The sequence below is a fragment of the Pseudomonas migulae genome, from assembly GCF_043225285.1.
Classification (GTDB): domain Bacteria; phylum Pseudomonadota; class Gammaproteobacteria; order Pseudomonadales; family Pseudomonadaceae; genus Aquipseudomonas; species Aquipseudomonas migulae_C.
Map to the genome: position 1 here is coordinate 4675348 of NZ_CP171224.1, position 24339 is coordinate 4699686.

General features: G+C 60.6%; 18 protein-coding genes. 11 read left to right on the plus strand and 7 right to left on the minus strand.

What is annotated here, in order from left to right; translation table 11 throughout:
- Nucleotides 1–415: 415 nt before the first annotated feature.
- Nucleotides 416–1156: a phosphoadenylyl-sulfate reductase gene (locus ACF6ZU_RS21470; protein ID WP_392886765.1), complete on the minus strand. Its 741-nt coding sequence runs from the start codon at nt 1154–1156 to the stop codon at nt 416–418.
- A 173-nt stretch (nt 1157–1329) separates the two neighbouring features.
- Here ACF6ZU_RS21470 and thrH point away from each other — a divergent pair, with 173 nt between their 5' ends.
- Entirely contained in the window at nt 1330–1947 is a 618-nt protein-coding gene (gene thrH / locus ACF6ZU_RS21475; RefSeq protein ID WP_392886768.1) for a bifunctional phosphoserine phosphatase/homoserine phosphotransferase ThrH, read from the plus strand.
- A gap of 83 nt (nt 1948–2030) precedes the next feature.
- Here the strand turns inward: thrH and pabB are convergent, their stop codons facing one another.
- From pabB to ACF6ZU_RS21495, 4 genes are all read right to left on the minus strand, one after another.
- Nucleotides 2031–3368 carry an aminodeoxychorismate synthase component I gene (gene pabB / locus ACF6ZU_RS21480; RefSeq protein ID WP_392886770.1) on the minus strand — a complete coding sequence of 446 codons (1338 nt, stop codon included), beginning with the start codon at nt 3366–3368 and terminating at the stop codon, nt 2031–2033.
- A gap of 203 nt (nt 3369–3571) precedes the next feature.
- On the minus strand, nt 3572–4558 hold the full coding sequence (locus ACF6ZU_RS21485; protein WP_392886771.1) for an alpha-L-glutamate ligase-like protein: 987 nt from the start codon (nt 4556–4558) through the stop codon (nt 3572–3574).
- The gene (locus ACF6ZU_RS21490; RefSeq protein WP_392886773.1) at nt 4558–6093 is read right to left on the minus strand and encodes an inactive transglutaminase family protein; all 1536 of its coding nucleotides are present in this window, start codon (nt 6091–6093) and stop codon (nt 4558–4560) included. The genes ACF6ZU_RS21485 and ACF6ZU_RS21490 overlap by 1 nt, the downstream gene beginning before the upstream one ends.
- Before the next feature lie 5 nt (nt 6094–6098).
- A complete protein-coding gene (locus ACF6ZU_RS21495) occupies nt 6099–6635 on the minus strand; it encodes an ATP-dependent zinc protease (RefSeq protein WP_392886775.1) in 537 nt (178 codons plus the stop codon).
- 1292 nt (nt 6636–7927) lie between these two features.
- On the opposite strand from ACF6ZU_RS21495, the gene ACF6ZU_RS21500 reads away from it, so the two are divergent.
- The 6 genes from ACF6ZU_RS21500 to prpD all read left to right on the plus strand — a co-directional run bounded on the left by ACF6ZU_RS21500 (nt 7928) and on the right by prpD (nt 16548).
- Entirely contained in the window at nt 7928–8647 is a 720-nt protein-coding gene (locus ACF6ZU_RS21500; RefSeq protein WP_392893863.1) for a GntR family transcriptional regulator, read from the plus strand.
- On the plus strand, nt 8644–9534 hold the full coding sequence (gene prpB, locus ACF6ZU_RS21505) for a methylisocitrate lyase (RefSeq protein WP_008027432.1): 891 nt from the start codon (nt 8644–8646) through the stop codon (nt 9532–9534). The genes ACF6ZU_RS21500 and prpB overlap by 4 nt, the downstream gene beginning before the upstream one ends.
- A gap of 155 nt (nt 9535–9689) precedes the next feature.
- Entirely contained in the window at nt 9690–10817 is a 1128-nt protein-coding gene (gene prpC, locus ACF6ZU_RS21510; protein ID WP_392886777.1) for a 2-methylcitrate synthase, read from the plus strand.
- 204 nt (nt 10818–11021) lie between these two features.
- A complete protein-coding gene (acnD, locus tag ACF6ZU_RS21515) occupies nt 11022–13616 on the plus strand; it encodes a Fe/S-dependent 2-methylisocitrate dehydratase AcnD (RefSeq protein ID WP_392886779.1) in 2595 nt (864 codons plus the stop codon).
- Nucleotides 13617–13671: 55 nt separating this feature from the next.
- The gene (gene prpF / locus ACF6ZU_RS21520) at nt 13672–14862 is read left to right on the plus strand and encodes a 2-methylaconitate cis-trans isomerase PrpF (protein ID WP_392886781.1); all 1191 of its coding nucleotides are present in this window, start codon (nt 13672–13674) and stop codon (nt 14860–14862) included.
- Nucleotides 14863–15063: 201 nt separating this feature from the next.
- Nucleotides 15064–16548: a 2-methylcitrate dehydratase gene (gene prpD, locus ACF6ZU_RS21525; protein ID WP_392886784.1), complete on the plus strand. Its 1485-nt coding sequence runs from the start codon at nt 15064–15066 to the stop codon at nt 16546–16548.
- Between the two features lie 100 nt (nt 16549–16648).
- On the opposite strand, the gene ACF6ZU_RS21530 is transcribed toward prpD, so the two are convergent.
- Nucleotides 16649–17587, minus strand: a complete 939-nt coding sequence (locus tag ACF6ZU_RS21530; RefSeq protein WP_392886786.1) for a DMT family transporter — start codon at nt 17585–17587, stop codon at nt 16649–16651.
- A gap of 93 nt (nt 17588–17680) precedes the next feature.
- Between ACF6ZU_RS21530 and ACF6ZU_RS21535 the strand changes: the two genes are divergently transcribed.
- Nucleotides 17681–19090 carry a PLP-dependent aminotransferase family protein gene (locus ACF6ZU_RS21535; RefSeq protein WP_392886788.1) on the plus strand — a complete coding sequence of 470 codons (1410 nt, stop codon included), beginning with the start codon at nt 17681–17683 and terminating at the stop codon, nt 19088–19090.
- 106 nt (nt 19091–19196) lie between these two features.
- On the opposite strand, the gene ACF6ZU_RS21540 is transcribed toward ACF6ZU_RS21535, so the two are convergent.
- On the minus strand, nt 19197–20015 hold the full coding sequence (locus tag ACF6ZU_RS21540) for a pyruvate, water dikinase regulatory protein (protein ID WP_392886789.1): 819 nt from the start codon (nt 20013–20015) through the stop codon (nt 19197–19199).
- Between the two features lie 175 nt (nt 20016–20190).
- Between ACF6ZU_RS21540 and ppsA the strand changes: the two genes are divergently transcribed.
- The 3 genes from ppsA to rraA all read left to right on the plus strand — a co-directional run bounded on the left by ppsA (nt 20191) and on the right by rraA (nt 24335).
- Nucleotides 20191–22566, plus strand: coding sequence for a phosphoenolpyruvate synthase (gene ppsA, locus ACF6ZU_RS21545; RefSeq protein WP_392886790.1), 2376 nt, complete (start codon nt 20191–20193; stop codon nt 22564–22566).
- A 165-nt stretch (nt 22567–22731) separates the two neighbouring features.
- Nucleotides 22732–23721, plus strand: coding sequence for an alpha/beta fold hydrolase (locus ACF6ZU_RS21550; RefSeq protein ID WP_392886791.1), 990 nt, complete (start codon nt 22732–22734; stop codon nt 23719–23721).
- 122 nt (nt 23722–23843) lie between these two features.
- Nucleotides 23844–24335 carry a ribonuclease E activity regulator RraA gene (rraA, locus tag ACF6ZU_RS21555; protein WP_262112211.1) on the plus strand — a complete coding sequence of 164 codons (492 nt, stop codon included), beginning with the start codon at nt 23844–23846 and terminating at the stop codon, nt 24333–24335.
- Nucleotides 24336–24339 lie beyond the last annotated feature (4 nt).

Below are 24339 nucleotides of genomic sequence, written 5' to 3' on the forward strand. Positions count from 1 at the left end.
AGTTGATTGTATACAAAACATGTATGCACTTAAGCCAGTTCCATGCCAGTCAGCGCTCTATGAAATTCACTTCTAATTTCGTTTGGCTATTGATTGGTGTTAAGTGGCTGAAATTACGGCGGTATAAATTGACCGATCGAACAGGTATTTATTTTTCGACGGGATTCGCGGACGGTGTCGGCGGGGGATCAAGGGCGAGGAAAATGTAACTTTTCAGGGCGTATAAACGAAAAGTGCACACATAAATGGCACCTATGGTGACATTCGTGTGTACACATTTATTTCGGTCGGTCACTACAACTGTAGGAGCCAGCTTGCTGGCGATTACGATCTTCCAGTCAATGCAGCTGTGACTGACACACCGCTATCGCCAGCAAGCTGGCTCCTACAGGGGGAATTCGTTTAACCCGGGGGATCAGGTATTGGACTTGCTGATGATATTCCCCGCATGCAGCCCGCATTCTTTCTGCGTTGCCTCTTCCCACCACCAGCGGCCTTCACGCTCGTGCTGGTTTGGCAGCACCGGGCGAGTGCAGGGTTCGCAGCCGATGCTGATGAAGCCGCGCTCATGCAGGCTGTTGTACGGCAGTTCGAGCATGCGGATGTAGCCCCAGATCTCTTCGCTGGTCATTTGCGCCAGCGGGTTGAATTTGTACAGGGTGCGTTCCGGAGTGGAGAAAGCGCTGTCGATTTCCAGTACCGCGACGGCGCTGCGGGTGCCAGGACTCTGGTCCCGACGCTGGCCGGTGGCCCAGGCGGTCACGCCCGAGAGCTTGCGGCGCAGCGGCTCGATCTTGCGGATGCCGCAGCATTCGCCATGGCCGTCCTTGTAGAAACTGAACAGGCCTTTTTCCTTCACGAACGGTTCAAGTTTCGTGTAGTCCGGCGACACCAGTTCGATGTCGATCTTGTAGTGCTCGCGCACCTGATCGATGAAGCGGTAGGTCTCGGGGTGCAAGCGACCGGTGTCGAGGCTGAACACTTTGATGTTTTTGTTCAGCTTCCAGGCCATGTCCACCAGCACCACGTCTTCGGCGCCGCTGAAAGATATCCACAGGTCATCGCCGAACTCGGCAAACGCGAGTTTCAGGATGTCCTGGGCGGATTTGTTGGCATAGGTCGTGGCGAGTTCCACGACGTCGAACGTTGGTCTCATCAGGGCGGCTTCCTACAGGTCGGTGGCGCTGGGCGCTCTATATGGAGCCGATGGTAACAAAATCCTGCCGCGACTGGCGCGCCCTCTGCGTTGCACAGGCCCGCCCGAGTCGCTAGAGTTCGGCAGTCTTTTTGCTCGCTCGACTCAATAATCAATACAAATGGGAGTGTCTTGTGGAAATTGCCTGTCTGGATCTTGAAGGTGTGCTGGTCCCGGAAATCTGGATCGCGTTCGCCGAAAAAACCGGGATCGAATCCCTCAGGGCCACCACTCGGGACATTCCCGACTACGACGTGTTGATGAAGCAGCGTTTGCGGATTCTCGACGAGCATGGCCTGAAACTCACCGACATCCAGGAAGTGATCGCCACGCTGAAGCCGCTGGACGGCGCCATCGAGTTCGTCAATTGGCTGCGCGAGCGCTTTCAGGTGGTGATTCTGTCGGACACCTTCTACGAGTTCTCCCAGCCGCTGATGCGTCAACTGGGGTTCCCGACCTTGCTGTGCCATCGTCTGATTACCGACGATACCGGGCGGGTGACGAGCTATCAGTTGCGTCAGAAAGATCCGAAGCGTCAGTCGGTTCTGTCCTTCAAGAGCCTTTACTACCGGGTGATTGCGGCGGGGGACTCGTACAACGACACGACGATGCTCGGCGAGGCCGATGCGGGGATTCTGTTCCATGCGCCGGATAACGTGATTCGTGAGTTCCCGCAATTCCCGGCGGTGCACACCTTTGAGGATTTGAAGCAGGAGTTCATCAAGGCCTCGAATCGGGCGTTGAGTTTGTAGTCGTCTGGGCTGACGTCTTCGCGAGCAGGCTCGCTCCCACAGTGATCACCGAAACCTGTGGGAGCGAGCCTGCTCGCGATGCGTCAGAGGTTTTGCAGGGTGTCGAGCAACACCTTCACTTTGGTAATCGACTCCTGGTATTCAGCCTGCCACTCCGAATCCGCCACAATCCCGCCACCGCCCCAGCAACACACCTGCCCATCCTTGACCAGCAAACTGCGAATGGCGATGGAGCTGTCCATCTCGCCGCGCACGTCCAGGTACAGCAGTGAGCCGCAATACAACCCGCGTCGCGTCGGCTCCAGTTCATCGATGATCTGCATCGCCCGGATCTTCGGCGCGCCGGTGATCGAGCCGCCCGGGAAACTGCCGGCGATCAGGTCCAAAGCATCGCGGTCGTCCGCCAGTTCGCCAGTGACGCTGCTCACCAGGTGATGCACGTTCGGATAACTTTCCAGGCTGAACAATTCTGGCACCCGCACCGAGCCGGTGCGGCACGTGCGGCCAAGGTCGTTGCGCAGCAAATCGACGATCATCAGGTTTTCCGCACGATCCTTGGGGCTGGCCAGCAGTTCGGCGGCGTTCGCCGCATCTTCGCTGGCGGTCAGGCCGCGAGGGCGGGTGCCTTTGATCGGGCGGGTTTCAACGAGACGGTCGCTGACTTTGATGAAACGCTCCGGTGACAAGCTGAGCACCGCGCCACCGTCGGGCAGGCTCTGGAAACCGGAAAACGGTGTCGGGCACGCAGCGCGCAGTGCGCAATAAGCGGCCCACGGATCGCCTTCGCACCCGGCGCGAAAACGCTGGGCGAAGTTGACCTGGTAGCAATCGCCCGCCTGGATGTATTGCTGAATGCGTTCCAGTGCCTGGCGATATTGATCGGCACTCAGGTCGGCGCTCATCGGGGCTTTCAGCTTGAACGGTTCGATTGCTTCAACCGATGGTTCAGTGAACAGGACGATCAGACGCTGGCGTTCGCTGTCGCTCAGCGACGGATGGAACACCAACTGACTGGTCATCTGTTGGTGGTCGCTGATTAATGCCCAGTCGTACAGTCCGAAACGCGCATCCGGCAGCTGCAGATCGTCTTGCGCCTGACTCGGCAACTGTTCCAGGTGCCGGCCGAAGTCGTAGCTCAGGTAACCGATCAGCCCGCCGGCGAAGGGCAGGTCGAACGGCACGGCGGCTTTACCAAGTCGTGTCAGGTTTTCGCGCAGGCGTTGCAGGAAAACGCTGCCGCTTTCGTCAGGCAATACCGCCAGCTGTTCGAGCGGCCAGGCGCTGAGCAGGTCGTAGCGACCGCGATCGGCTGTGGGCCGGCCGCTGTCGAGCAGCACGGCGCCGGGGGCATGACGAATCGCCGCGAAATACTCGGCGGGGTTGGCGCGATAGGGCAGCGGGTGTACGGAACAGGTCAACATGGGCGGGGCAGGTCAGCCATCGAGGCGGGGTGGCGATTGTAGTCCCCTCGGGGAATTGCTCCTAGGGGGGATGTCGGGGATTGGCAGATTGGGGGCAGGGTTGAATGCCGGGGTGACAGTCTGGGCCTCATCGCGAGCAGGCTCGCTCCCACAAGGTCCTGTGGGAGCGAGCCTGCTCGCGATGGGAGCAACTCGGTGCGGGATCACCCCTCGACCGGCGGAATATGCCCAAACATTTCCTGCACAAACGCCACGCGCTCTTCAACCGTCTCGACCACCCCGCGAGCCTTCAATTCTTCCAGTCGCGCCTCGACCGCATGAGTGCGCAGCGTCAACCCGCAATCATTGGCAATCTGGATGTTCAACCCCGGCCGGGCGTTGAGCTCCAGGATCAGCGGGCCTTTTTCCTGGTCCAGCACCATGTCGACACCGATGTAACCCAGCCCGCACAGCTCGTAGCAGCCGGCGGCGAGTTTCATGAAACCGTCCCAGTAGGGCAGTTGCACGCCGTCCACCGCGTTGGTGGTGTCCGGGTGTTTGGTGATGATGTTGTTCAGCCAGGTGCCGCGCAGGGTCAGGCCGGTGGCGAGGTCGACGCCGACGCCGATGGCGCCCTGGTGCAGGTTGGCCTTGCCGCCGGACTGGCGCGTCGGCAGGCGCAACATCGCCATCACCGGGTAGCCCATCAACACGATGATGCGAATGTCCGGTACACCTTCGTAACTGATGCTCTTGAAAATCTGGTCGGGGGTGACGCGGTATTCGATCAGCGCACGGTCGCGGTGCCCGCCCAGGGAATACAGGCCGGTCAGGATGCTGGAGATATGGTGCTCGATCTCTTCATGGCTGATGATCTTGCCGGACACGGTGCGATAGCGCCCCTCGAAACGGTCAGCCACCACAATAATGCCGTCGCCCCCGGCGCCCTGGGCCGGCTTGATCACGAAGTCGCTGCGCCCGCCGATGATCTCGTCGAGCTTGTCGATTTCTTTCTCGGTGGAAATCACGCCATACAGCTCCGGCACATGAATACCGGCGGCGATCGCGCGTTCCTTGGTGATGATCTTGTCATCGACAATCGGGTACAGACTGCGCTTGTTGTACTTGAGCACGTAGTCCGCGTTGCGCCGATTGATCCCCATGATGCCCCGTGCTTCCAGGGCCTTCCAGGTTTTCCAGAAGCCGAACATCAGGCGTCAGCCTTCTTCAGGAAAGCCTTGAAGCGCACCAGTTCGGTCAGGCGGTAACCGCGATAGCGACCCATTGCCAGCATGAAACCCACCAGGATCAGCAGGACCGCCGGGAAGGTGAACACGAAGTAGACCAGTTCCGGCACGCTCATGATCAGGTGCGCAAGGGACGCGGCGAACAGGGTGCCGATGGCGACTTTCATCGCATGCCCGGACCCGCGTTCTTCCCAGGTGATCGACAGGCGTTCGATGGTCATGGTCAGGATCACCATCGGGAACAGCGCCACGGACAACCCGCGTTCCAGGCCGAGTTTATGGCTGAACAAACTGATCGCCGCGATCAACACCACCACGAACGTCAACACCACCGACAGCCTCGGCAGCATTTGCAGTTTCAGGTGTTCAAGGTAGGAGCGCAGCGACAAACCCAGGGCCGTGATGATCGTAAACAGCACGATGCCGAACCCGAGCTGGGTTTCGCGGAAGGCCAGGGCGATCAGCACCGGGGTAAAGGTGCCAAGGGTCTGCAGGCCGATCAGGTTGCGCAGGATCAGGATCACCAGCACGCCGATCGGGATCATCACCATGATCATGAAGGTTTGCTGGGTTTGCAGTGGCAAACCGTACAGCGAGTATTCGAGGAAGTTGGCGTCGGTGTTTTCGTCCGTCAGCTTGGCCAGGCGAATGGCGTTCATTTCGCTGTTGTTCATGCTGAAGGTGACGGTGGCTTTCTTGCCGCCATCGACGGTGATCAGGTTTTCATCGCCGGTCCACCACAACAGGCGGTCGGCCGGCAGGCCTTGCTCGCCGGTTTCAGGGTTGAAGTACAGCCAGTCGGTGCCGTTGAAGCTGCGCAGCCAGAGTTCCGGGCTTTGCGGTTGATCGGCCACCAGACGGATGGTGTGGACCTTTTCCACCGGCACGTGGGCGATGGACAGGACCAGCTCGACGATCTTGGCTTTGTGGCTGCTGGACGGGTCGCCGCCCAGCAACAGCTTCACGTTGTCGTCATTGACGTTGTTGACCCGCTTGATCGCCTCGCCAATGAAGGTTTCAACGTCGGCCGAGTGCTGGCGAATCGGCGCCAGCAAAGCTTCGGCGGCGACTTTTTCTGCGCCTTCCACGGCGATGCTGTCGCGGAAAGTCGGGCCTTTGACCTTGGATTTTTCGCCGGTATAGCGCTTGGTCAACACCAGGCGGTAATACAGCGTCTGGTTGCCCTTTGCCCGGCGCGCCGACCAGGTCACCTTGCGGTTGCCGTCGATACGGTTCACGGCCACGCCGTAATTATTGGAGATGAAGCTTTCGTTGAGGCTGACGAAATCGCGGCTCAGCGGCGGCACGAACATCTGGATCTTCACCGGGTCCTTGGCACTGGGAACGAATTCGACTTTGGCGTCGATGTTCCACAAGTCGTCGGTGGCATCTTCGGTCACGGGAATGCCGAGCACGAAGATCTGATAGGCCGTAACCGAAATGCCCAGCACCACCAGGATGGCGATCAGCATTTTCAGATGGAGGGTAAGAGAGCGCATTGGAATTACTCTGCGGTATGTGCGGCGATGGCGCAGGCGGGTTTGCCAGCAGCGTATTTAAGACTGGGGTCGACCAGCGCATCAAAGCGTTTGAGCGCTTCGGAGCCGATCAAGAGCGGGTATTGGAAGGCACTTCGGTCGGTCAAGTTCACTTCGATGCTGCGTAAAGCCGAGCCCATGCAGATATCCAGCTCGATCACCGGACGGGCGGTGTACTTCTTGCCTTCTTCCGGATCGTAGTCACCGGCGCGGCGTTTGATCTTGCTGACGCGGGCCAGCGGGCGTTCGATCGGGTGCGAGTGCGCGGCGTCGATGGCCAGATAGAAGCGCACCCAGGACTCGCCGTTGCGTTTGAAGCGTTTGATGTCGCGGGCGCTCAGCGAGGCGGTTTTCGCGCCGGTGTCGAGTTTGGCGGCGACTTCGAGGTTGATGCCGTCCAGCGAGGCGTACTCGTTGAGGCCGTACACGGTTTTTTCCCCGGCTGTGGCGACACCGGGCAGGCAGAGCAGATAAAGGAAGGTGGGGAAGGGCTTGAGTCTCATAAATCCTGGTGCGCAGCGGTCCGTGTTCGATTCAAGGCCCTGGCATCGCTGCGCAAGCTCCCTCGTATGCCTATCAACTATTTGTGACAGTTCGTGCAGATGTCACAAGCAAATGCGGGCGGCATTCTAGCACGGTGGTTTTATGGCGCCAGCGCCGGGGCCTTGGGTTTGTTGATTGGATGATGGGGGGGTATATCCGTTATTTGGGTCAAGGCGGCTATTGGTTTCGCCCTTACGGCGAGTCACTTGGAGAAGCGCCAAGTAACCAAGCGCTTTTGCCCCTTTCGTTCGGTGCCTCGCCTAGGCTCGGCATGCCCTCGTTCCGGTCCTGCTCCGTGGGCCCGCCGCGATCGGCCATCCATGGCCGTGCGCGGCTAACCCGGCATCCATGCCGGGTTGCCCAGTGCGCAGAACCTCCACTCGGCCTCTCGAGGGGGCGCCCACCGCCACAGCCGCCGAGGCGGCCTTAAAGCCGACCTGGCTCTCCGCTTGACCGCATTCCCCCTGTGGGAGCGAGCCTGCTCGCGATGGACGTCAACGATAACGCGGGCTGTCTGGATGAACGCGGCGTCTGGACATTTTTCGCGAGCAGGCTCGCTCCCACACGGGGATCGGGTTCACACGGTCAAAACTGTAGGAGCCGGCTTGCTGGCGATGGACGTCAACGATGACGCGGGTTGTCTGTATGAACGCGGTGTGTTGGCGTTTTTCGCGAGCAGGGCTCGCTCCTACAAGGGATCGGGTTCACACCGTCGAAATTGTAGGAGCCAGCTTGCTGGCGATGGACGTTAACGATGACGCGCGCTGTCTGGATGAACGCGGTGTCTGGGTGTTTTTCGCCAGCAAGTTGGCTCCTACAGGGAATCGCATTCGCTTTTGACTTTCACCACTCATCAGGCCGAGCGTTAGCTCGCCTTGGCTTTTGATCTTGCGGTAGCCGCCCCCGGCCATGGATGGCCGATGGCGGCGGGCCCACGGAGCAGGACCGGAGCGAGGGCATGCCGAGCCTAGGCGAGGCACCGAACGAAAGGGGCAAAAGCGCTTGGTTACTTGGCGCCGGGCGGCGTTCCGTTTTTCCAAGTAACCCGCTGTAAGAGCGGAACCGATAGCTGCCGTTACCGAAGAAACGGATATGTACACCATCAAAAAACCAAGCCCCAGAAGCGCAAGCTTCACGCCTACAAACCACATAGGTTATTAGACGATTGTCGACAATACCTATTTATCCTTTGACTATTACCCTTTGATTAGCTAGTTTTTGCCGCATCAGCTTTCAAGGTGTCGACAATATGCTGGATCAACTCGATCCCCCCGTCATTGCCCAGGACGATTCGGAAACACTTTCCGAGAACGTCTTCCGGCGCATTCAGGCGGCCATCGTCAAGGGCGAGATCGCCCCGGGCAGCAAGATCTCCGAACCGGAACTGGCGCGCACCTACGGCATCAGCCGCGGCCCGTTGCGCGAAGCAATCCACCGCCTGGAAGGTCAGCGCCTGCTGGTTCGCGTACCGCACGTCGGCGCACGGGTGGTTTCCCTGAGCCACGCCGAACTGCTGGAACTCTACGAAATCCGTGAATCCCTCGAAGGCATGGCCTGCCGTCTGGCGGCCGAACGCATGACCGTCGAAGAAATCGACGAACTGCGCCATGTCCTCGAAACCCACGAGCGCGACGCCGCGTTTCAGGCCGGTGTCGGCTACTACCAGCAGGAAGGCGATTTCGACTTCCACTACCGGATCATCCAGGGCAGCGGCAACCGCACGCTGACACAGATGCTCTGCGGCGAGCTCTATCAACTGGTGCGCATGTACCGCATCCAGTTTTCCACCACGCCCAATCGCCCGCGCCAGGCCTTTGCCGAGCACCACCGGATTCTCGATGCCATCGCCGATCGTGACGGCGAACTGGCCGAGTTGTTGATGCGCCGTCACATCGGCGCCTCCAAACGCAATATCGCCCGTCACTACCAGGACGGCGCTAACCCGACAGTCACTGAACGAGGTGAGTCATGAGTTCCAACAAGAGCACTCCAGGCCAGCGTTTCCGCGATGCGGTCGCCAGCGAACATCCGCTGCAAGTGGTCGGCGCGATCAATGCCAACCACGCGTTGCTGGCCAAGCGCGCCGGTTTCAAGGCTATTTACCTGTCGGGCGGCGGCGTGGCTGCCGGCTCCCTCGGCGTGCCGGACCTGGGCATCACCGGCCTGGATGACGTGCTGACCGACGTGCGTCGCATCACCGACGTCTGCGACCTGCCGCTGCTGGTGGACGTGGACACCGGTTTCGGTTCCTCGGCGTTCAACGTCGCGCGCACCGTCAAGTCGATGATCAAGTTCGGCGCGGCGGCGATTCACATCGAAGACCAGGTCGGCGCCAAGCGTTGCGGTCACCGCCCTAATAAAGAAATCGTCTCGCAGCAGGAAATGGTCGACCGCATTAAAGCGGCCGTCGATGCCCGTACCGACGACAGCTTCGTGATCATGGCCCGCACCGACGCCCTAGCCGTCGAAGGCCTGGAATCCGCCCTGGATCGTGCCGCCGCGTGCATCGAGGCCGGCGCCGACATGATCTTCCCGGAAGCCATCACCGAGCTGGAAATGTACAAATTGTTCGCCAGCCGCGTGAAAGCGCCGATCCTGGCCAACATCACCGAATTCGGCGCGACGCCGCTGTACACCACCGAGCAGTTGGCCGGTGCCGATGTGTCGCTGGTGCTATACCCATTGTCCGCCTTCCGCGCGATGAACAAGGCAGCGGAAAACGTCTACACCGCGATCCGCCGCGACGGCACCCAACAGAACGTGATCGACACCATGCAGACACGTATGGAGCTTTACGATCGCATCGACTACCACACCTTCGAGCAGAAGCTCGATGCGTTGTTTGCCGCGAAGAAGTAATGAACACCCTGTACCTGTAAATGTAGGAGCGAGCCCGCTCGCGATAGTCGCCAGCGAAAACGCGGGACGCCTGACACACCGTGGTGTCAGCACTTGCATCGCGAGCATGCTCGCTCCTACAGGTTTCCCTAATAAATTCAAGATTGGAGACAGCAATGGCCGAAGCAAAAGTACTCAGTGGCGCCGGGCTCCGTGGCCAGGTCGCCGGGCAAACCGCACTGTCCACCGTGGGCCAGTCGGGCGCAGGCCTGACCTATCGCGGCTACGACGTTCGTGAACTGGCGGAAGGGGCGCAATTCGAAGAAGTCGCCTACCTGCTGCTGTACGGCGAACTGCCGAGCAAAGCACAGCTCGCTGCTTACCAGGCCAAACTGGGCAAGCTGCGCGACCTGCCGCAAGCCTTGAAAGAAGTGTTGGAACGCATCCCCGCCGAAGCCCACCCGATGGACGTGATGCGCACCGGTTGCTCGTTCCTGGGCAACATCGAGCCGGAGAAGGATTTCTCCGAGCAGCACGACAAGACCGACCGCCTGCTGGCCGCGTTCCCGGCGATCATGTGCTACTGGTATCGCTTCAGCCACGACGGCAAACGCATCAGCTGCGTGAGCGACGAACCGACCATCGGCGGCCACTTCCTGCACCTGCTGCACGACAAGAAGCCGAGCGAGCTGCACGTCAAGGTGATGAACGTGTCGCTGATCCTTTACGCGGAACACGAATTCAACGCCTCGACCTTCACCGCCCGGGTGTGCGCATCGACCCTGTCCGACCTGTTCTCCTGCATCACCGCGGCCATCGGCTCGCTGCGCGGTCCGCTGCACGGCGGCGCCAACGAAGCCGCGATGGAAATGATCGAGCGCTTCAAGTCGCCGGAAGAGGCGATCAAGGGCACCCTCGGCATGCTGGAGCGCAAGGACAAGATCATGGGCTTCGGCCACGCGATCTATAAGGACAACGATCCTCGCAACGAGGTGATCAAGGGCTGGTCGAAAAAACTCGCTGACGAAGTGGGTGACACCGTGTTGTTCCCGGTTTCCGAAGCCATCGACAAGACCATGTGGGAGCAGAAGAAACTGTTCCCGAACGCCGACTTCTACCATGCGTCGACGTACCACTTCATGGGCATCCCGACCAAATTGTTCACACCGATTTTCGTCTGCTCGCGCCTGACCGGCTGGGCGGCGCATGTGTTCGAACAACGTGCCAACAACCGCATCATCCGCCCGAGCGCCGAGTACACCGGCGTCGAACAGCGCAAGTTCGTGCCAATCGAACAACGCTGAATGGTGAGGGCCTACACCGGGATCTGAGCTCTACGCAGATCCCTGTGGGAGCGAGCCTGCTCGCGATAGCGGTGGGTCAATCGACATCAATGTCGGATATGACTCAGTCATCGCGAGCAGGCTCGCTCCCACAGTGGATTGTGTTGAATTCGAAATCGGTGCCAGCCCCCACCCTTTGTAATTACCGTGACCGAGTCCTGACCGATGAACACAGAATTCCGTAAACCGTTGCCCGGCAGCCAGCTGGATTACTTCGACGTCCGCGCGGCGGTCGAGGCCATTCAGCCTGGCGCCTACGACACCCTGCCGTACACCTCCCGCGTGCTGGCGGAAAACCTGGTGCGTCGCTGCGATCCGGCCACGCTCACCGAATCCCTGAAGCAATTCATCGAGCGCAAACGCGACCTCGACTTCCCGTGGTTCCCGGCCCGCGTGGTGTGCCACGACATCCTCGGCCAGACCGCACTGGTCGACCTCGCCGGCCTGCGTGACGCCATCGCTTTGCAAGGTGGTGACCCGGCGCAAGTGAACCCGGTGGTGCCGACGCAATTGATCGTCGACCACTCCCTGGCCGTCGAGCGCGGTGGTTTCGATCCCGAGGCGTTCGAGAAGAACCGCGCCATCGAAGACCGTCGCAACGAAGACCGTTTCCACTTCATCAACTGGACCAAAAAGGCCTTCAAGAACGTTGACGTGATTCCGCCGGGCAACGGGATCATGCACCAGATCAACCTGGAGAAAATGTCCCCGGTGATCCAGGTGCGTGACGGCGTTGCCTTCCCCGATACCTGCGTCGGCACCGACAGCCATACCCCGCACGTCGATGCGCTGGGCGTGATCGCCATCGGCGTCGGTGGCCTGGAGGCCGAAAGCGTGATGCTCGGCCGCGCATCGTGGATGCGCCTGCCGGAGAGCGTCGGCGTCGAACTGACCGGCAAGCTGCAACCGGGCATCACCGCCACCGACATGGTGCTGGCGCTGACCGAGTTCCTGCGCCAGCAGAAAGTCGTTGGCGCCTGGCTGGAGTTCTTCGGCGAAGGCGCCTCCGCGCTGACTCTGGGCGACCGCGCGACCATCTCCAACATGGCCCCGGAATACGGCGCCACCGCGGCGATGTTCTACATCGACCAGCAGACCATCGACTACCTCAAGCTCACCGGCCGTGAAGACGAGCAGGTGCAGTTGGTCGAGAACTACGCCAAGACCACCGGCCTGTGGTCCGACAGCCTGAAGGGCGCGCAATACGAGCGCGGCCTGACCTTCAACCTGTCCTCGGTAGTGCGCAACATGGCCGGGCCGAGCAATCCGCACGCCCGTGTGGCGGTGTCGGACCTGGCGGCCAAAGGCATTTCCGGGCAGTGGGATGACGTGCCGGGCCAGATGCCGGACGGCGCGGTGATCATCGCCGCCATCACCAGTTGCACCAACACCAGCAACCCGCGCAACGTGATCGCCGCCGGCCTGCTGGCGCGCAATGCCAACAAGCTCGGTCTGACCCGCAAGCCGTGGGTCAAATCGTCCCTGGCGCCGGGTTCGAAAACCGTGGCCTTGTACCTCGACGAAGCGGGGCTGACCGATGAACTGGAGCAACTCGGTTTCGGCGTCGTCGCTTTCGCCTGCACCACTTGCAACGGCATGTCCGGCGCGCTCGATCCGGTGATCCAGCAAGAGATCATCGACCGCGACCTGTACGCCACCGCCGTGCTTTCCGGCAACCGCAACTTCGACGGGCGGATTCACCCGTACGCCAAGCAAGCGTTCCTCGCGTCGCCGCCGCTGGTGGTTGCCTACGCCATCGCCGGCACCATCCGTTTCGACATCGAAAAAGACGTGCTGGGCGTGGTCGACGGCAAGGAAATCCGCCTGAAAGACATCTGGCCGAGCGACGAAGAAATCGACGCCGTGGTGAAAGCCTCGGTCAAGCCGGAGCAGTTCCGTCAGGTCTACATTCCGATGTTCGCCATCCATGAAGACACCGGCCCGAAAGTCACGCCGCTGTACGACTGGCGCGAGATGAGCACCTACATCCGCCGTCCGCCGTACTGGGAAGGCGCGCTGGCCGGCGCGCGTCCGCTCAAGGGCATGCGCCCGCTGGCGGTGCTGCCGGACAACATCACCACCGATCACCTGTCGCCGTCGAACGCGATCATGCTCGACAGCGCCGCCGGCGAATACCTGGCGAAAATGGGCCTGCCGGAAGAGGACTTCAACTCTTACGCCACGCACCGCGGTGACCACCTGACCGCACAACGCGCCACCTTCGCCAACCCGAAACTGTTCAACGAAATGGTCCGGGAAAACGGCAAGGTCAAGCAGGGTTCGCTGGCGCGCGTCGAGCCGGAAGGCCAGGTCATGCGCATGTGGGAAGCCATCGAAACCTACATGGAACGCAAGCAGCCGCTGATCATCATTGCTGGCGCCGACTACGGTCAGGGTTCGTCCCGGGACTGGGCGGCGAAGGGCGTGCGACTGGCGGGCGTGGAAGCGATTGCTGCGGAAGGCTTCGAACGCATCCACCGCACCAACCTGGTGGGCATGGGCGTGTTGCCGCTGGAGTTCAAGCCGGGCACCGACCGCCACACCCTGGCCGTCGACGGCAGCGAAACCTACGACGTGATCGGCGAGCGCACCCCGCGCGCCGAACTGACGCTGGTGATCCATCGCAAGAACGGCGAGCGCGTCGACGTGCCGGTGACCTGCCGTCTCGACACCGCCGAAGAAGTGTCGATTTATGAGGCGGGCGGCGTGTTGCAACGCTTCGCCCAGGACTTCCTCGAAGAATCGGCAGTCGCCGTCTAAAACCCGGTTGGCGGGCAGGGGACTTCAAGCCCTTGCCCGCCCTGAAGGAGTAACAATGGCTCACGCACCGCAGATCAAGATCCCCGCCACCTACATGCGTGGCGGCACCAGCAAAGGCGTGTTCTTCAGCCTGCAAGACCTGCCCGAAGCGGCACGGATTCCCGGCCCGGCGCGCGATGCGCTGTTGCTGCGGGTGATCGGCAGCCCCGACCCGTACGACAAGCAAATCGACGGCATGGGCGGCGCGACGTCCAGCACCAGCAAAACCGTGATCCTGTCGAAAAGCATCAAGCCCGATCACGACGTTGATTACCTGTTCGGCCAGGTCTCCATCGACAAACCTTTCGTCGACTGGAGCGGCAACTGCGGCAACCTGTCCGCAGCGGTCGGTTCGTTCGCCATCAGCAACGGCCTGGTGGACGCCAGCCGCATTCCGCACAACGGTGTGGCGGTGGTGCGCGTGTGGCAGGCCAACATCGGCAAGACCATCATCGCCCACGTGCCGATCACCAACGGTGAAGTGCAGGAAACCGGTGATTTCGAACTCGACGGCGTGACCTTTCCGGCCGCCGAAGTGCAGGTCGAATTCATGGACCCGGCAGCGGAAGAGGAGGGCGGTGGCGGTTCGATGTTTCCCACCGGCAACCTGGTGGACGACCTCGAAGTGCCCGGTGTCGGTACCTTCAAGGCGACCCTGATCAATGCCGGCATCCCGACGATTTTCGTCAATGCCGAAGACATCGGTTACACCGGCACCGAGTTGCAGGGCGCGATCAACGGGGATCCGAAAGCCCTGGCGATGTTCGAGACGATTCGGGCCTACGGTGCGTTGCGCATGGGGTTGATCAAGGATCTGGATGAAGCCGCGAAGCGTCAGCACACGCCCAAAGTTGCGTTCGTTGCCAAGCCGGCGGCGTACGTTTCTTCCAGCGGCAAAGCCATTGCGGTGGGTGATGTCGACCTGTTGGTGCGCGCGTTGTCGATGGGCAAGTTGCACCACGCGATGATGGGCACCGCGGCGGTGGCGATCGGCACGGCTGCCGCCATTTCCGGCACGCTGGTCAACCTCGCTGCGGGCGGTATCGAGCGCAACGCCGTACGCTTCGGTCATCCTTCGGGCACCTTGCGCGTAGGCGCGGAAGCCAGCCAGGTTAACGGCGAATGGACCGTGAAAAAAGCCATCATGAGCCGCAGTGCGCGGGTGTTGATGGAAGGTTTCGTGCGCGTGCCCGGCGATTCTTTCTGACTCGACACCGAACCAATGTGGGAGCGAGCCTGCTCGCGATGACGGTCTGACATTCAACATTGATGTCGACTGACGCACCGCTATCGCGAGCAGGCTCGCTCCCACTTTTGATCTTCATTGCCACAATAAGAAAGTAGTGACTGGCTGAGATTTACCTGAACCGAGGTCCCATCAACGAACCACTTCCAGAGTGAATCGAACATGAGTGCCAACGTCGACCTGAACAACCGCCCCGACTACGACACGGTCCTGCAGGACATTGCCGATTACGTCCTCACTTTCAACATCGAATCCGGCGAGGCGCTGGAGACCGCGCGCAACTGCCTGATCGACACCCTCGGCTGCGGCCTGCTGGCCCTGCGTTTTCCTGAATGCACCAAACACCTCGGCCCTCTGGTCGAAGGCACCATCGTGCCGTTTGGCGCCCGCGTGCCCGGTACCAGCTACCGTCTCGATCCGGTCAAGGCCGCGTGGGACATCGGCTGCATTGTGCGCTGGCTCGACTACAACGACACCTGGCTCGCGGCCGAGTGGGGGCATCCGTCCGACAACCTCGGCGGCATTCTCGCGGTGGCCGATCATCTGTCGCAAAAGCGCCTGGCCAATGGCGAAGCGCCGCTGACCGTTCGCGCCGTACTCGAAACGATGATCATGGCCCATGAGATTCAAGGCGTGATTGCCCTGGAAAACTCCTTCAACCGGGTAGGACTCGATCACGTCATCCTGGTGAAAGTGGCCTCGACTGCGGTCACGGCCAAACTCATGGGCGCCAACCGCGAGCAACTGTTGTCGGCGTTGTCCCAGGCCTTTGCCGACGGCCAGGCGTTGCGCACCTATCGGCACGCACCGAATGCCGGCTCGCGCAAATCCTGGGCCGCGGGCGATGCATCCAGTCGGGGCGTGCGTCTGGCGGACATCGCGATGCGTGGCGAGATGGGCATTCCCGGCGTACTGACGGCGCGCCAATGGGGTTTCTACGACGTGTTGTTCAGCCACACCAACAACGACCTGGCACTCAAACCCGAAGACAAGCGTGCTTTCAGTTTTTCCCGTGCGTACGGCAGCTACGTGATGGAAAACGTGTTGTTCAAAATCAGCTTCCCGGCGGAGTTTCACGCGCAAACCGCTTGCGAAGCGGCGGTCACCCTGCATCCGCAGGTCAGAAATCGCCTGCATGACATCGACAAAATCGTCATCACCACCCACGAATCGGCGATTCGCATCATTTCCAAGGTCGGCCCGCTGGCCAATGCGGCGGACCGCGATCACTGCATCCAGTACATGACTGCCGTGCCGCTGGCGTTCGGCAATCTGGTGGCCGAACAGTACGAAGACGACTTCCATGCCGCGCACCCGATCATCGATGTGCTGCGCGAGAAAATGGTCATCGTCGAAGACCCGCAGTACAGCCGCGAATACCTGGAGCCGGACAAGCGCTCGATTGCCAATGCGATTCAGGTGTTTTTCAAGGACGGTTCCAGCACCGAGAAAGTGGCGGTGGAATACCCGATCGGCCACCGCCGGCGTCGCGCCGAAGGCATTCCGCTGCTGGAAGACAAGTTCAAGGCCAACCTGGCGACGCGTTTCACTGCCCAGCGCAGTGCCGGGATCTTTGCGTTGTGCAAGGATCAGGCAGCGCTTGAAGCCACACCGGTGAACCGCTTCATGGACCTCTTCGTTATCTAGATAACGCACGAGAACCTGTAGGAGCCGGCTTGCCGGCGATTGCGGTCGTTCAGTTGACGTGATGTTGGCTGGACGGACGCCATCGCCAGCAAGCCGGCTCCTACAAAGTCCGTGTCAGCCATTTTTCCAGGGGTAATTTGGTGATCGCAAACCCGGTGAGCAAAATCGCCGAATACATCATCAACTCCCGCGAAAGGCTTTGCCCCTCGTACCAGGCACCGATGATCACCGCGAACACCGGAAAGATGATGAACACAAACGACAGGATGATCGGGCTCAGGCGTTTGAGCAGCAAAAAGTAAACGATGAACCCGCCCACCGACGCTACCAGCCCGAGGTAGAGCAGGGCGCTCCACGAACGCAGGCTGATGGCCGCGAAGACCGGCGCTTCGACGTTCAACCCCGCGACAAACAGCATCAACCCCGCAATGCCGATCGGCAGCGTGTTGTAGGTGATCACGCTGATCGACTGGCCGTGTTTCTTGGTTACCACGTAACACAGCGCATGCATCACCGCCGCGCAGAGAATCGCCAGCACCCCGAACAGTTCGGCATGGTCCAGGTGTAAGCCCTGGCTCCGAATAATCATGAACAGGCTGGCAAACCCGATGCCGATGCCGAGCACTTGTGACGGGTAGATCTTCTCCCGCAGAAACACCGCCGAAAACAGCAGGATGAACACCGGCATGCAACTGAACAGCAGCGCCGTGAGCCCGGAGGAAACATGCAGCTCGCCGTAGTTGAGCAAGTAGTACGGCAGGCTGAAATACGTCAGCGTGACGAACACGAAAAACCAGCGGCTTTCTTTGGGGAACAACAACGGCTCTCGGCGAACAAGGGCAAAAGCAAGGAACAACGGGAAGGCAATCAGGAATCGCAGCCCGGCGGCCGTCAACGGTGGCACGGTTTCAACGGCAATCTTGATCCCGAGCCACGTGGTGCCCCAGCTCAGGCACACGATCAGAAACAGCACGCTGGTGATCAGCGCGGCGAACCAGGGTTTTGCAGTACTTGCGGGAGTGCTGAGCGCGAGGGACATGATCGAGTGCCTTTTTGTCGTCGGAATTGACCTGCATCTGCAAAAGGTCTATCCCTGATTGAACCTGTTATCAGCACGCTATTCGGGACCTTAATGAGTGTCAAAGTAAGTATTGCCATGGTGTCAATCCTGCGCGACGGCCTCGCCAATGGCCTGGGTGTGAAGTACAAGCGCCTGGCCGATGCCATCGAGAGAGGCATCGCCGAAGGCTTGATCGAGCCCGGTTGCAAGCTGCCGCCTCACCGATTGTTGGCCGACAGCGTGGGCGTGACGATTGGCACCATCAGCCGTGCCTACGGCGAACTCGAACGTGTGGGATTGGTTGTTGCCCGTGTAGGAGACGGCACTTACGTGCGTCAGCGCGGGATGGAACGTCAGCGGGATGCCGGCTTTCGCAATGTCAGCGAAGAACCGCGGGTCTTTTTCGACATGAGCCGCAACCAGCCGATTCCGGGGCAGGAAGCGCTGTTTCTGAGCCAGACCTTGCAGGCGTTGGCCCTCGATCATGACGTGTTGCAACACCTCAACGGCTACAGCGCCGAGGCCGGATCGCTACGCCATCGGGCGGCCGGTGCGCACTGGTTACGGCATCAGGCATTCGTCCCGGTTGCCGAGCAGATTGTCTGCGTCAACGGCGGCCAGCACGGTTTGCTCTGCGCGTTGATGGGGCTGTTGAAGGCGGGCGATACCCTGGTGACGGAACACCTGACCTACCCCGGATTGATCAGCGTCGCACGCCTGCTCGGGATAAAACTGATCGGTGTTGCGATGGATGATGATGGGCTGCTACCCGAGGCGCTGGACGAGGTGTGCCGCAACCATCGCGTGTCGGCGTTGTACTGCACGCCGACGATCCAGAATCCTACGGCTGCGGTGATGTCCGTCCCACGACGCGAGGCGATTGCGCAGGTGTGTCGCCAGCACAATCTGTTGATCCTTGAGGACGAAGCCCACGCCGTGTTGGCGCAACAGCGACCGCTGCCCTTGAGCCATTTCGCTCCGGAACGCTCGGTGCTGATCGGCAGCTTGAGCAAAGCGGTTTCGGCCGGATTGCGCGTCGGTTATCTGCATGCGTCGCAGCCGCTGATCGGGCGTTTGAGCGCGGCCGTGCGCGGCACGAGCTGGATGGCCAGCCCGTTGACGCTGGAGGTGGCGAGTCTCTGGATTGAAAACGGTATCGCAGGGCAGTTGCTGACGCAGCAGATCGCCGAGATCGGTCGGCGCAAGGCGCTGGTCAGTGGTGTGCTGGAGGGGCTGGTTTACAAAACCCATGCTCACAGTCCGCACTTCTGGATCGAAGTGCCCGAACCGTGGCGAGCGTCGCAGATCGCGGCCGAGTTGAAGGAGAACAATTACCTGGTGGCCACCGCCGAGGCGTTTGCGGTCGGGCATGGCGCGGTGCCGCAGTTCATTCGGGCGAGTGTGTGTCATTCGGTGGGGGATGATCGGTTGTTGCTGGCGGGGTTTGATGCGTTGGTCGGGGCATTGACCGAGACCGTGTAATCGTTCATCGCGAGCAGGCTCGCTCCTACAGGGATTGTGTGAACACCGAAAATCCACTGTGGGAGTGAGCCCTGCTCGCGATGGCGGCCTAACAGGCGATAAATAACTACTTGAACCGCCGCTCCACGCCTTTCTCCACCAGAATCTTCGCGGAAATCTCTTCCACCGAAAAATGCGTGGAATTGATGTGCGGAATATTCTCGCGGCGGAACAGGTTCTCCACCTCGCGCACTTCGAATTCGCACTGGGCATAACTCGAATATCGGCTGTTCGGCTTGCGCTCGTTGCGGATCGCGGTGAGGCGGTCCGGGTCGATGGTCAGGCCGAACAGCTTGTGCTGATGGGCGCGCAGGGCGCTCGGCAGGGTCAGGCGTTCCATGTCGTCTTCGGTCAGCGGGTAGTTGGCCGCGCGGATACCGAATTGCATCGCCATGTACAGGCACGTCGGCGTCTTACCACAACGCGACACCCCCACTAGGATCAGGTCGGCCTTGTCGTAATAATGCGTGCGCGCACCGTCGTCGTTGTCGAGGGCGAAGTTCACCGCCTCGATACGCTCCATGTAATTGGAGTTGGTGCCGATGGAGTGCGACTTGCCGACGGTGTAGGAAGAATGCTCGGTCAGTTCCTGTTCAAGCGGTGCCAGGAACGTCGAGAAAATGTCGATCATGAAACCATTGGACGTCGCGAGGATCTCACGGATGTCCTGATTGACGATGGTGTCGAAGATGATCGGCCGGAAGCCGTCGGTTTCGGCGGCTTTGTTGATTTGTTGTACCATGGCCCGCGCTTTTTCCACGCTGTCGATGTACGGTCGCGTGAATTTGCTGAAGGTAATGTTTTCGAACTGCGCCAGGAGGCTTTGACCCAGGGTTTCGGCGGTAATGCCGGTGCCATCGGAGATAAAGAAAGCAGATCGTTTCATTTGCACCTTGGGCCTTAAGCTAATGTTCATTCTTGGATATGATAGGCGCGGTTTGCTGGCCGCGAGTGGCCCGCATTCTCACTTATTTTCCAGGTCCAGGCCATACAGCTGGCAAACGCTCCTTTAGAGCAGCCGGCTTCTGAGCTTTTCCAACACAGTTAGTGGAGAGATCACCTTGGTAGAGTACGTAGTTTCCCTCGATAAGCTCGGCAAACACGATGTTGAGCATGTGGGGGGCAAGAACGCATCCCTGGGCGAGATGATCAGCAACCTGGCAGGTGCCGGTGTATCGGTACCCGGTGGCTTCGCCACGACCGCGCAGGCTTATCGTGATTTCCTGGAACTGAGCGGCCTGAACAAGCAGATTCACGACGCCCTCGATGCCCTGGACGTCGACGACGTGAATGCCCTGGCCAAGACCGGCGCACAGATTCGTCAATGGATCATGGAAGCCGAGTTCCCAGAGAAGCTCAACGCCGAGATCCGTACCGCGTTCGCCACGCTGTCGGCCGGCAACCCTGACATGGCCGTGGCCGTGCGTTCTTCCGCTACCGCCGAAGACCTGCCCGACGCTTCCTTCGCCGGTCAGCAGGAAACCTTCCTGAACATCCGTGGTGTCGAAAACGTCATTCGCGCCGCCAAAGAGGTGTTCGCCTCCCTGTTCAACGACCGTGCGATTTCCTACCGCGTGCACCAGGGCTTCGACCACAAGCTGGTCGCCCTGTCGGCAGGCGTGCAGCGCATGGTCCGCTCCGAAACCGGCACCGCCGGCGTGATGTTCACCCTCGATACCGAATCGGGCTTCCGTGACGTGGTGTTCATCACCGGCGCCTACGGCCTGGGTGAAACCGTCGTACAAGGCGCGGTGAACCCGGATGAGTTCTACGTCCACAAAGGCACGCTGGCGGCGGGTCGTCCGGCCATCCTGCGTCGCAACCTGGGCAGCAAGGCCATCAAGATGATCTACGGCGAAGTCGCCACGGCCGGCAAGTCGGTCAAGACCATCGACGTCGACAAGGCCGATCGCGCACGTTTCTGCCTGAGCGATGCCGAAGTCAGCGAGCTGGCCAAGCAAGCGATGATCATCGAGCAGCACTACCAGTGCCCGATGGACATCGAATGGGCCAAAGACGGCGACGACGGCAAGCTCTACATCGTTCAGGCCCGTCCTGAAACCGTGAAGAGCCGCACCCAGGCCAACGTCATGGAACGTTACCTGTTGAAAGAAACCGGCACCGTGCTGGTGGAAGGTCGCGCCATCGGCCAGCGCATCGGCGCCGGCAAGGTCCGCATCATCAAGGACGTGTCCGAGATGGACAAAGTCCAGCCGGGCGACGTGCTGGTCTCCGACATGACCGACCCGGACTGGGAACCGGTCATGAAGCGCGCCAGCGCCATCGTCACCAACCGTGGCGGCCGTACCTGCCACGCGGCGATCATCGCTCGCGAGCTGGGCATCCCGGCCGTGGTCGGTTGCGGCAACGCCACCCAGCTGTTGAAAGACGGCCAGGGCGTGACCGTGTCCTGCGCTGAAGGCGACACCGGTTACATCTTCGAAGGCGAACTGGGCTTCGACATCAAGAAGAACTCCGTCGACGCCATGCCCGACCTGCCGTTCAAGATCATGATGAACGTCGGCAACCCGGACCGCGCCTTCGACTTCGCGCAACTGCCGAACGCCGGTGTGGGCCTGGCCCGTCTTGAGTTCATCATCAACCGCATGATCGGTGTGCACCCCAAGGCGCTGCTGAACTACGATGGCCTGCCACAGGAAATCAAGGAAAGCGTCGACAAGCGCATTGCCGGTTACAACGACCCGGTCGGCTTCTACGTCGAGAAACTGGTCGAAGGCATCAGCACCCTGGCCGCTGCGTTCTACCCGAAAAAGGTCATCGTGCGTCTGTCGGACTTCAAGTCCAACGAATACGCGAACCTGATCGGCGGCAAACTCTACGAGCCGGAAGAAGAAAACCCGATGCTGGGCTTCCGTGGCGCTTCGCGTTACATCAGCGAATCGTTCCGTGACTGCTTCGAACTCGAGTGCCGCGCCCTCAAGCGTGTGCGCAACGAGATGGGCCTGACCAACGTCGAAATCATGGTGCCGTTCGTCCGTACCCTGGGCGAAGCGAGCCAGGTCGTCGACCTGCTGGCCGAAAACGGCCTGGCCCGTGGCGACAACGGTCTGCGCGTGATCATGATGTGCGAACTGCCGTCCAACGCGATCCTGGCGGAAGAATTCCTCGAGTTCTTCGACGGTTTCTCCATCGGCTCCAACGACCTGACCCAGCTGACCCTGGGCCTGGACCGTGACTCCGGCATCATTGCGCACCTGTTCGACGAGCGTAATCCGGCGGTCAAGAAGCTGCTGGCGAACGCCATTGCCGCGTGCAACAAGGCCGGCAAGTACATCGGCATTTGCGGTCAGGGCCCTTCGGACCACCCTGACCTGGCCAAGTGGCTGATGGAGCAGGGCATTGAAAGCGTGTCGTTGAACCCTGATTCCGTACTGGAAACCTGGTTCTTCCTGGCGGAAGGTCAAGCTTCGGCTTGATGCAGTTGTTGTAGGAGCGAGCCTGCTCGCGATGGACTCTAACGATGACGCGCTTATCCTGGATAAACGCGGCGTCCTGAAGACCATCGCGAGCAGGCTCGCTCCTACAGTTGATTATGTAGGGCGGGCTCCTCTGGAAGCCGCCCTTTTTTGTGCAAGAGCATTATGCAAAGCAGCAGCAACCTATTTCCTGTCGCCCTGATCAGCGCCGAGCGGCGCGGCGATCTGAGCGAAGACGTTTATCGTTTGAAACCCGGCAACAGTCCTGATGGCACTGTGGAGTTGGCCGTGACCCGTCTGGGCATGGCGGACTCGCCCGCGCACGGCGGTGTGCCGGTGATTCTGTTGCACGGCAGTTTTTCCAATCGACGCTTCTGGTTCTCCCCCAAAGGCCTGGGGTTGGGCGCCTATCTGACGCGCCTGGGATTCGATGTGTGGATTCCGGAAATGCGCGGCCATGGCCTGTCCCAGCGCAACCAGAACTATCGCAAGAACCGCGTGGCCGAGTACGCCCGCTACGATCTGCCGGCCATCGGCGCCTTCGTGCGCGAGCAGAGCGGCCAGGTGCCGCACTGGATCGGTCATTCGCTGGGCGGTATCACCCTGGCGGCGGCGTTGGGCGGCGAGTACATCGGCGAACCGGTGGTGGCCTCGGCGGCGTTCTTCGGCACGCAAGTCAGCCGCACTTATTGGCCGTTGAAGATTCCACCAGTGGAGTGGGGCGGTCGATTCATCCTCAAGCGTTTTGCCCAGCTGTCCGGATCACGGCTCAAGCGCGGCCCGGAGGACGAGCCGATCGGCCTGGCCCTGGAAAGCATGCGCTGGTACGGCCTGTTCGGGCGTTTTGGCGATGTGGAAAAGGATTGGTGGGCCGGATTGGCCGACGTCCAGTTGCCGGTGCTGGCCGTGACGGCAGCGGGCGATCATCAAGACCCGGCGTGGGCCTGTCGCAAGCTGTTTGATCAGGTCGGGTCCGAGCACAAGCAATTCATCAACCTGGGCCGCGAGCAGGGTTTCGGCGACAATTTCGGTCACGTGGAAATGCTCGTCAGCAAGGCCGCTCAATCCGAAGTGTGGCCGTTGGTGGCGCGATGGCTGGCAGATCAGCAGACGCCGTTGCTCGGTGAAAAACCGGATCTCGCTGCGGCGATCTAAGCTGGATGCTCTATCAAGGGCATTCCGCTCTGATCGGCATGCGGCTAAGATATGACGCATTACGCTTTTCCGGTCATTTTTACGACATCCTCGATTGTCTTCCTCTTTACAGGAGTTTCTCGATGAACCATTACCTTACGCCTGACCTGTGCGACGCCTATCCGGAGCTGGTGCAGGTGCTGGAACCGATGTTCAGCAATTTTGGCGGCCGTGATTCCTTCGGCGGCGAAATCGTGACCATCAAGTGCTTCGAAGACAACTCGCTGGTCAAGGAGCAGGTCGAGCTCAAGGGGAATGGCAAGGTGCTGGTCGTCGATGGCGGTGGTTCCCTGCGCCGGGCCTTGCTGGGCGACATGCTGGCCGAGAAAGCCGCGAAAAACGGTTGGGAAGGGCTGGTGATCTACGGGTGCATTCGCGACGTCGATGTCATCGCGCAGACTGATCTGGGCGTTCAGGCCCTCGCCAGCCATCCGATGAAAACCGACAAGCGCGGGATCGGCGATCTCAACGTTGCGGTGACGTTTGCCGGCGTGACGTTCCGTCCGGGCGAATACATTTATGCGGACAACAATGGCGTGATCATCTCGCCAAGCCCGCTGAAGATGCCTGAATAAGTCA

Excerpts from the sequence above, each read along its gene's own strand:
- ACF6ZU_RS21470 (WP_392886765.1), bottom strand. The coding sequence starts at position 1,156 with ATGAGACCAACGTTCGACGTCGTGGAACTCGCCACGACCTATGCCAAC.
- pabB (WP_392886770.1), bottom strand. The coding sequence starts at position 3,368 with ATGTTGACCTGTTCCGTACACCCGCTGCCCTATCGCGCCAACCCCGCC.
- ACF6ZU_RS21485 (WP_392886771.1), bottom strand. The coding sequence starts at position 4,558 with ATGTTCGGCTTCTGGAAAACCTGGAAGGCCCTGGAAGCACGGGGCATC.
- ACF6ZU_RS21490 (WP_392886773.1), bottom strand. The coding sequence starts at position 6,093 with ATGCGCTCTCTTACCCTCCATCTGAAAATGCTGATCGCCATCCTGGTG.
- ACF6ZU_RS21495 (WP_392886775.1), bottom strand. The coding sequence starts at position 6,635 with ATGAGACTCAAGCCCTTCCCCACCTTCCTTTATCTGCTCTGCCTGCCC.
- prpB (WP_008027432.1), top strand. The coding sequence starts at position 8,644 with ATGAGTTCCAACAAGAGCACTCCAGGCCAGCGTTTCCGCGATGCGGTC.
- prpC (WP_392886777.1), top strand. The coding sequence starts at position 9,690 with ATGGCCGAAGCAAAAGTACTCAGTGGCGCCGGGCTCCGTGGCCAGGTC.
- acnD (WP_392886779.1), top strand. The coding sequence starts at position 11,022 with ATGAACACAGAATTCCGTAAACCGTTGCCCGGCAGCCAGCTGGATTAC.
- prpF (WP_392886781.1), top strand. The coding sequence starts at position 13,672 with ATGGCTCACGCACCGCAGATCAAGATCCCCGCCACCTACATGCGTGGC.
- prpD (WP_392886784.1), top strand. The coding sequence starts at position 15,064 with ATGAGTGCCAACGTCGACCTGAACAACCGCCCCGACTACGACACGGTC.
- ACF6ZU_RS21530 (WP_392886786.1), bottom strand. The coding sequence starts at position 17,587 with ATGTCCCTCGCGCTCAGCACTCCCGCAAGTACTGCAAAACCCTGGTTC.
- ACF6ZU_RS21535 (WP_392886788.1), top strand. The coding sequence starts at position 17,681 with ATGAGTGTCAAAGTAAGTATTGCCATGGTGTCAATCCTGCGCGACGGC.
- ACF6ZU_RS21540 (WP_392886789.1), bottom strand. The coding sequence starts at position 20,015 with ATGAAACGATCTGCTTTCTTTATCTCCGATGGCACCGGCATTACCGCC.
- ACF6ZU_RS21550 (WP_392886791.1), top strand. The coding sequence starts at position 22,732 with ATGCAAAGCAGCAGCAACCTATTTCCTGTCGCCCTGATCAGCGCCGAG.
- rraA (WP_262112211.1), top strand. The coding sequence starts at position 23,844 with ATGAACCATTACCTTACGCCTGACCTGTGCGACGCCTATCCGGAGCTG.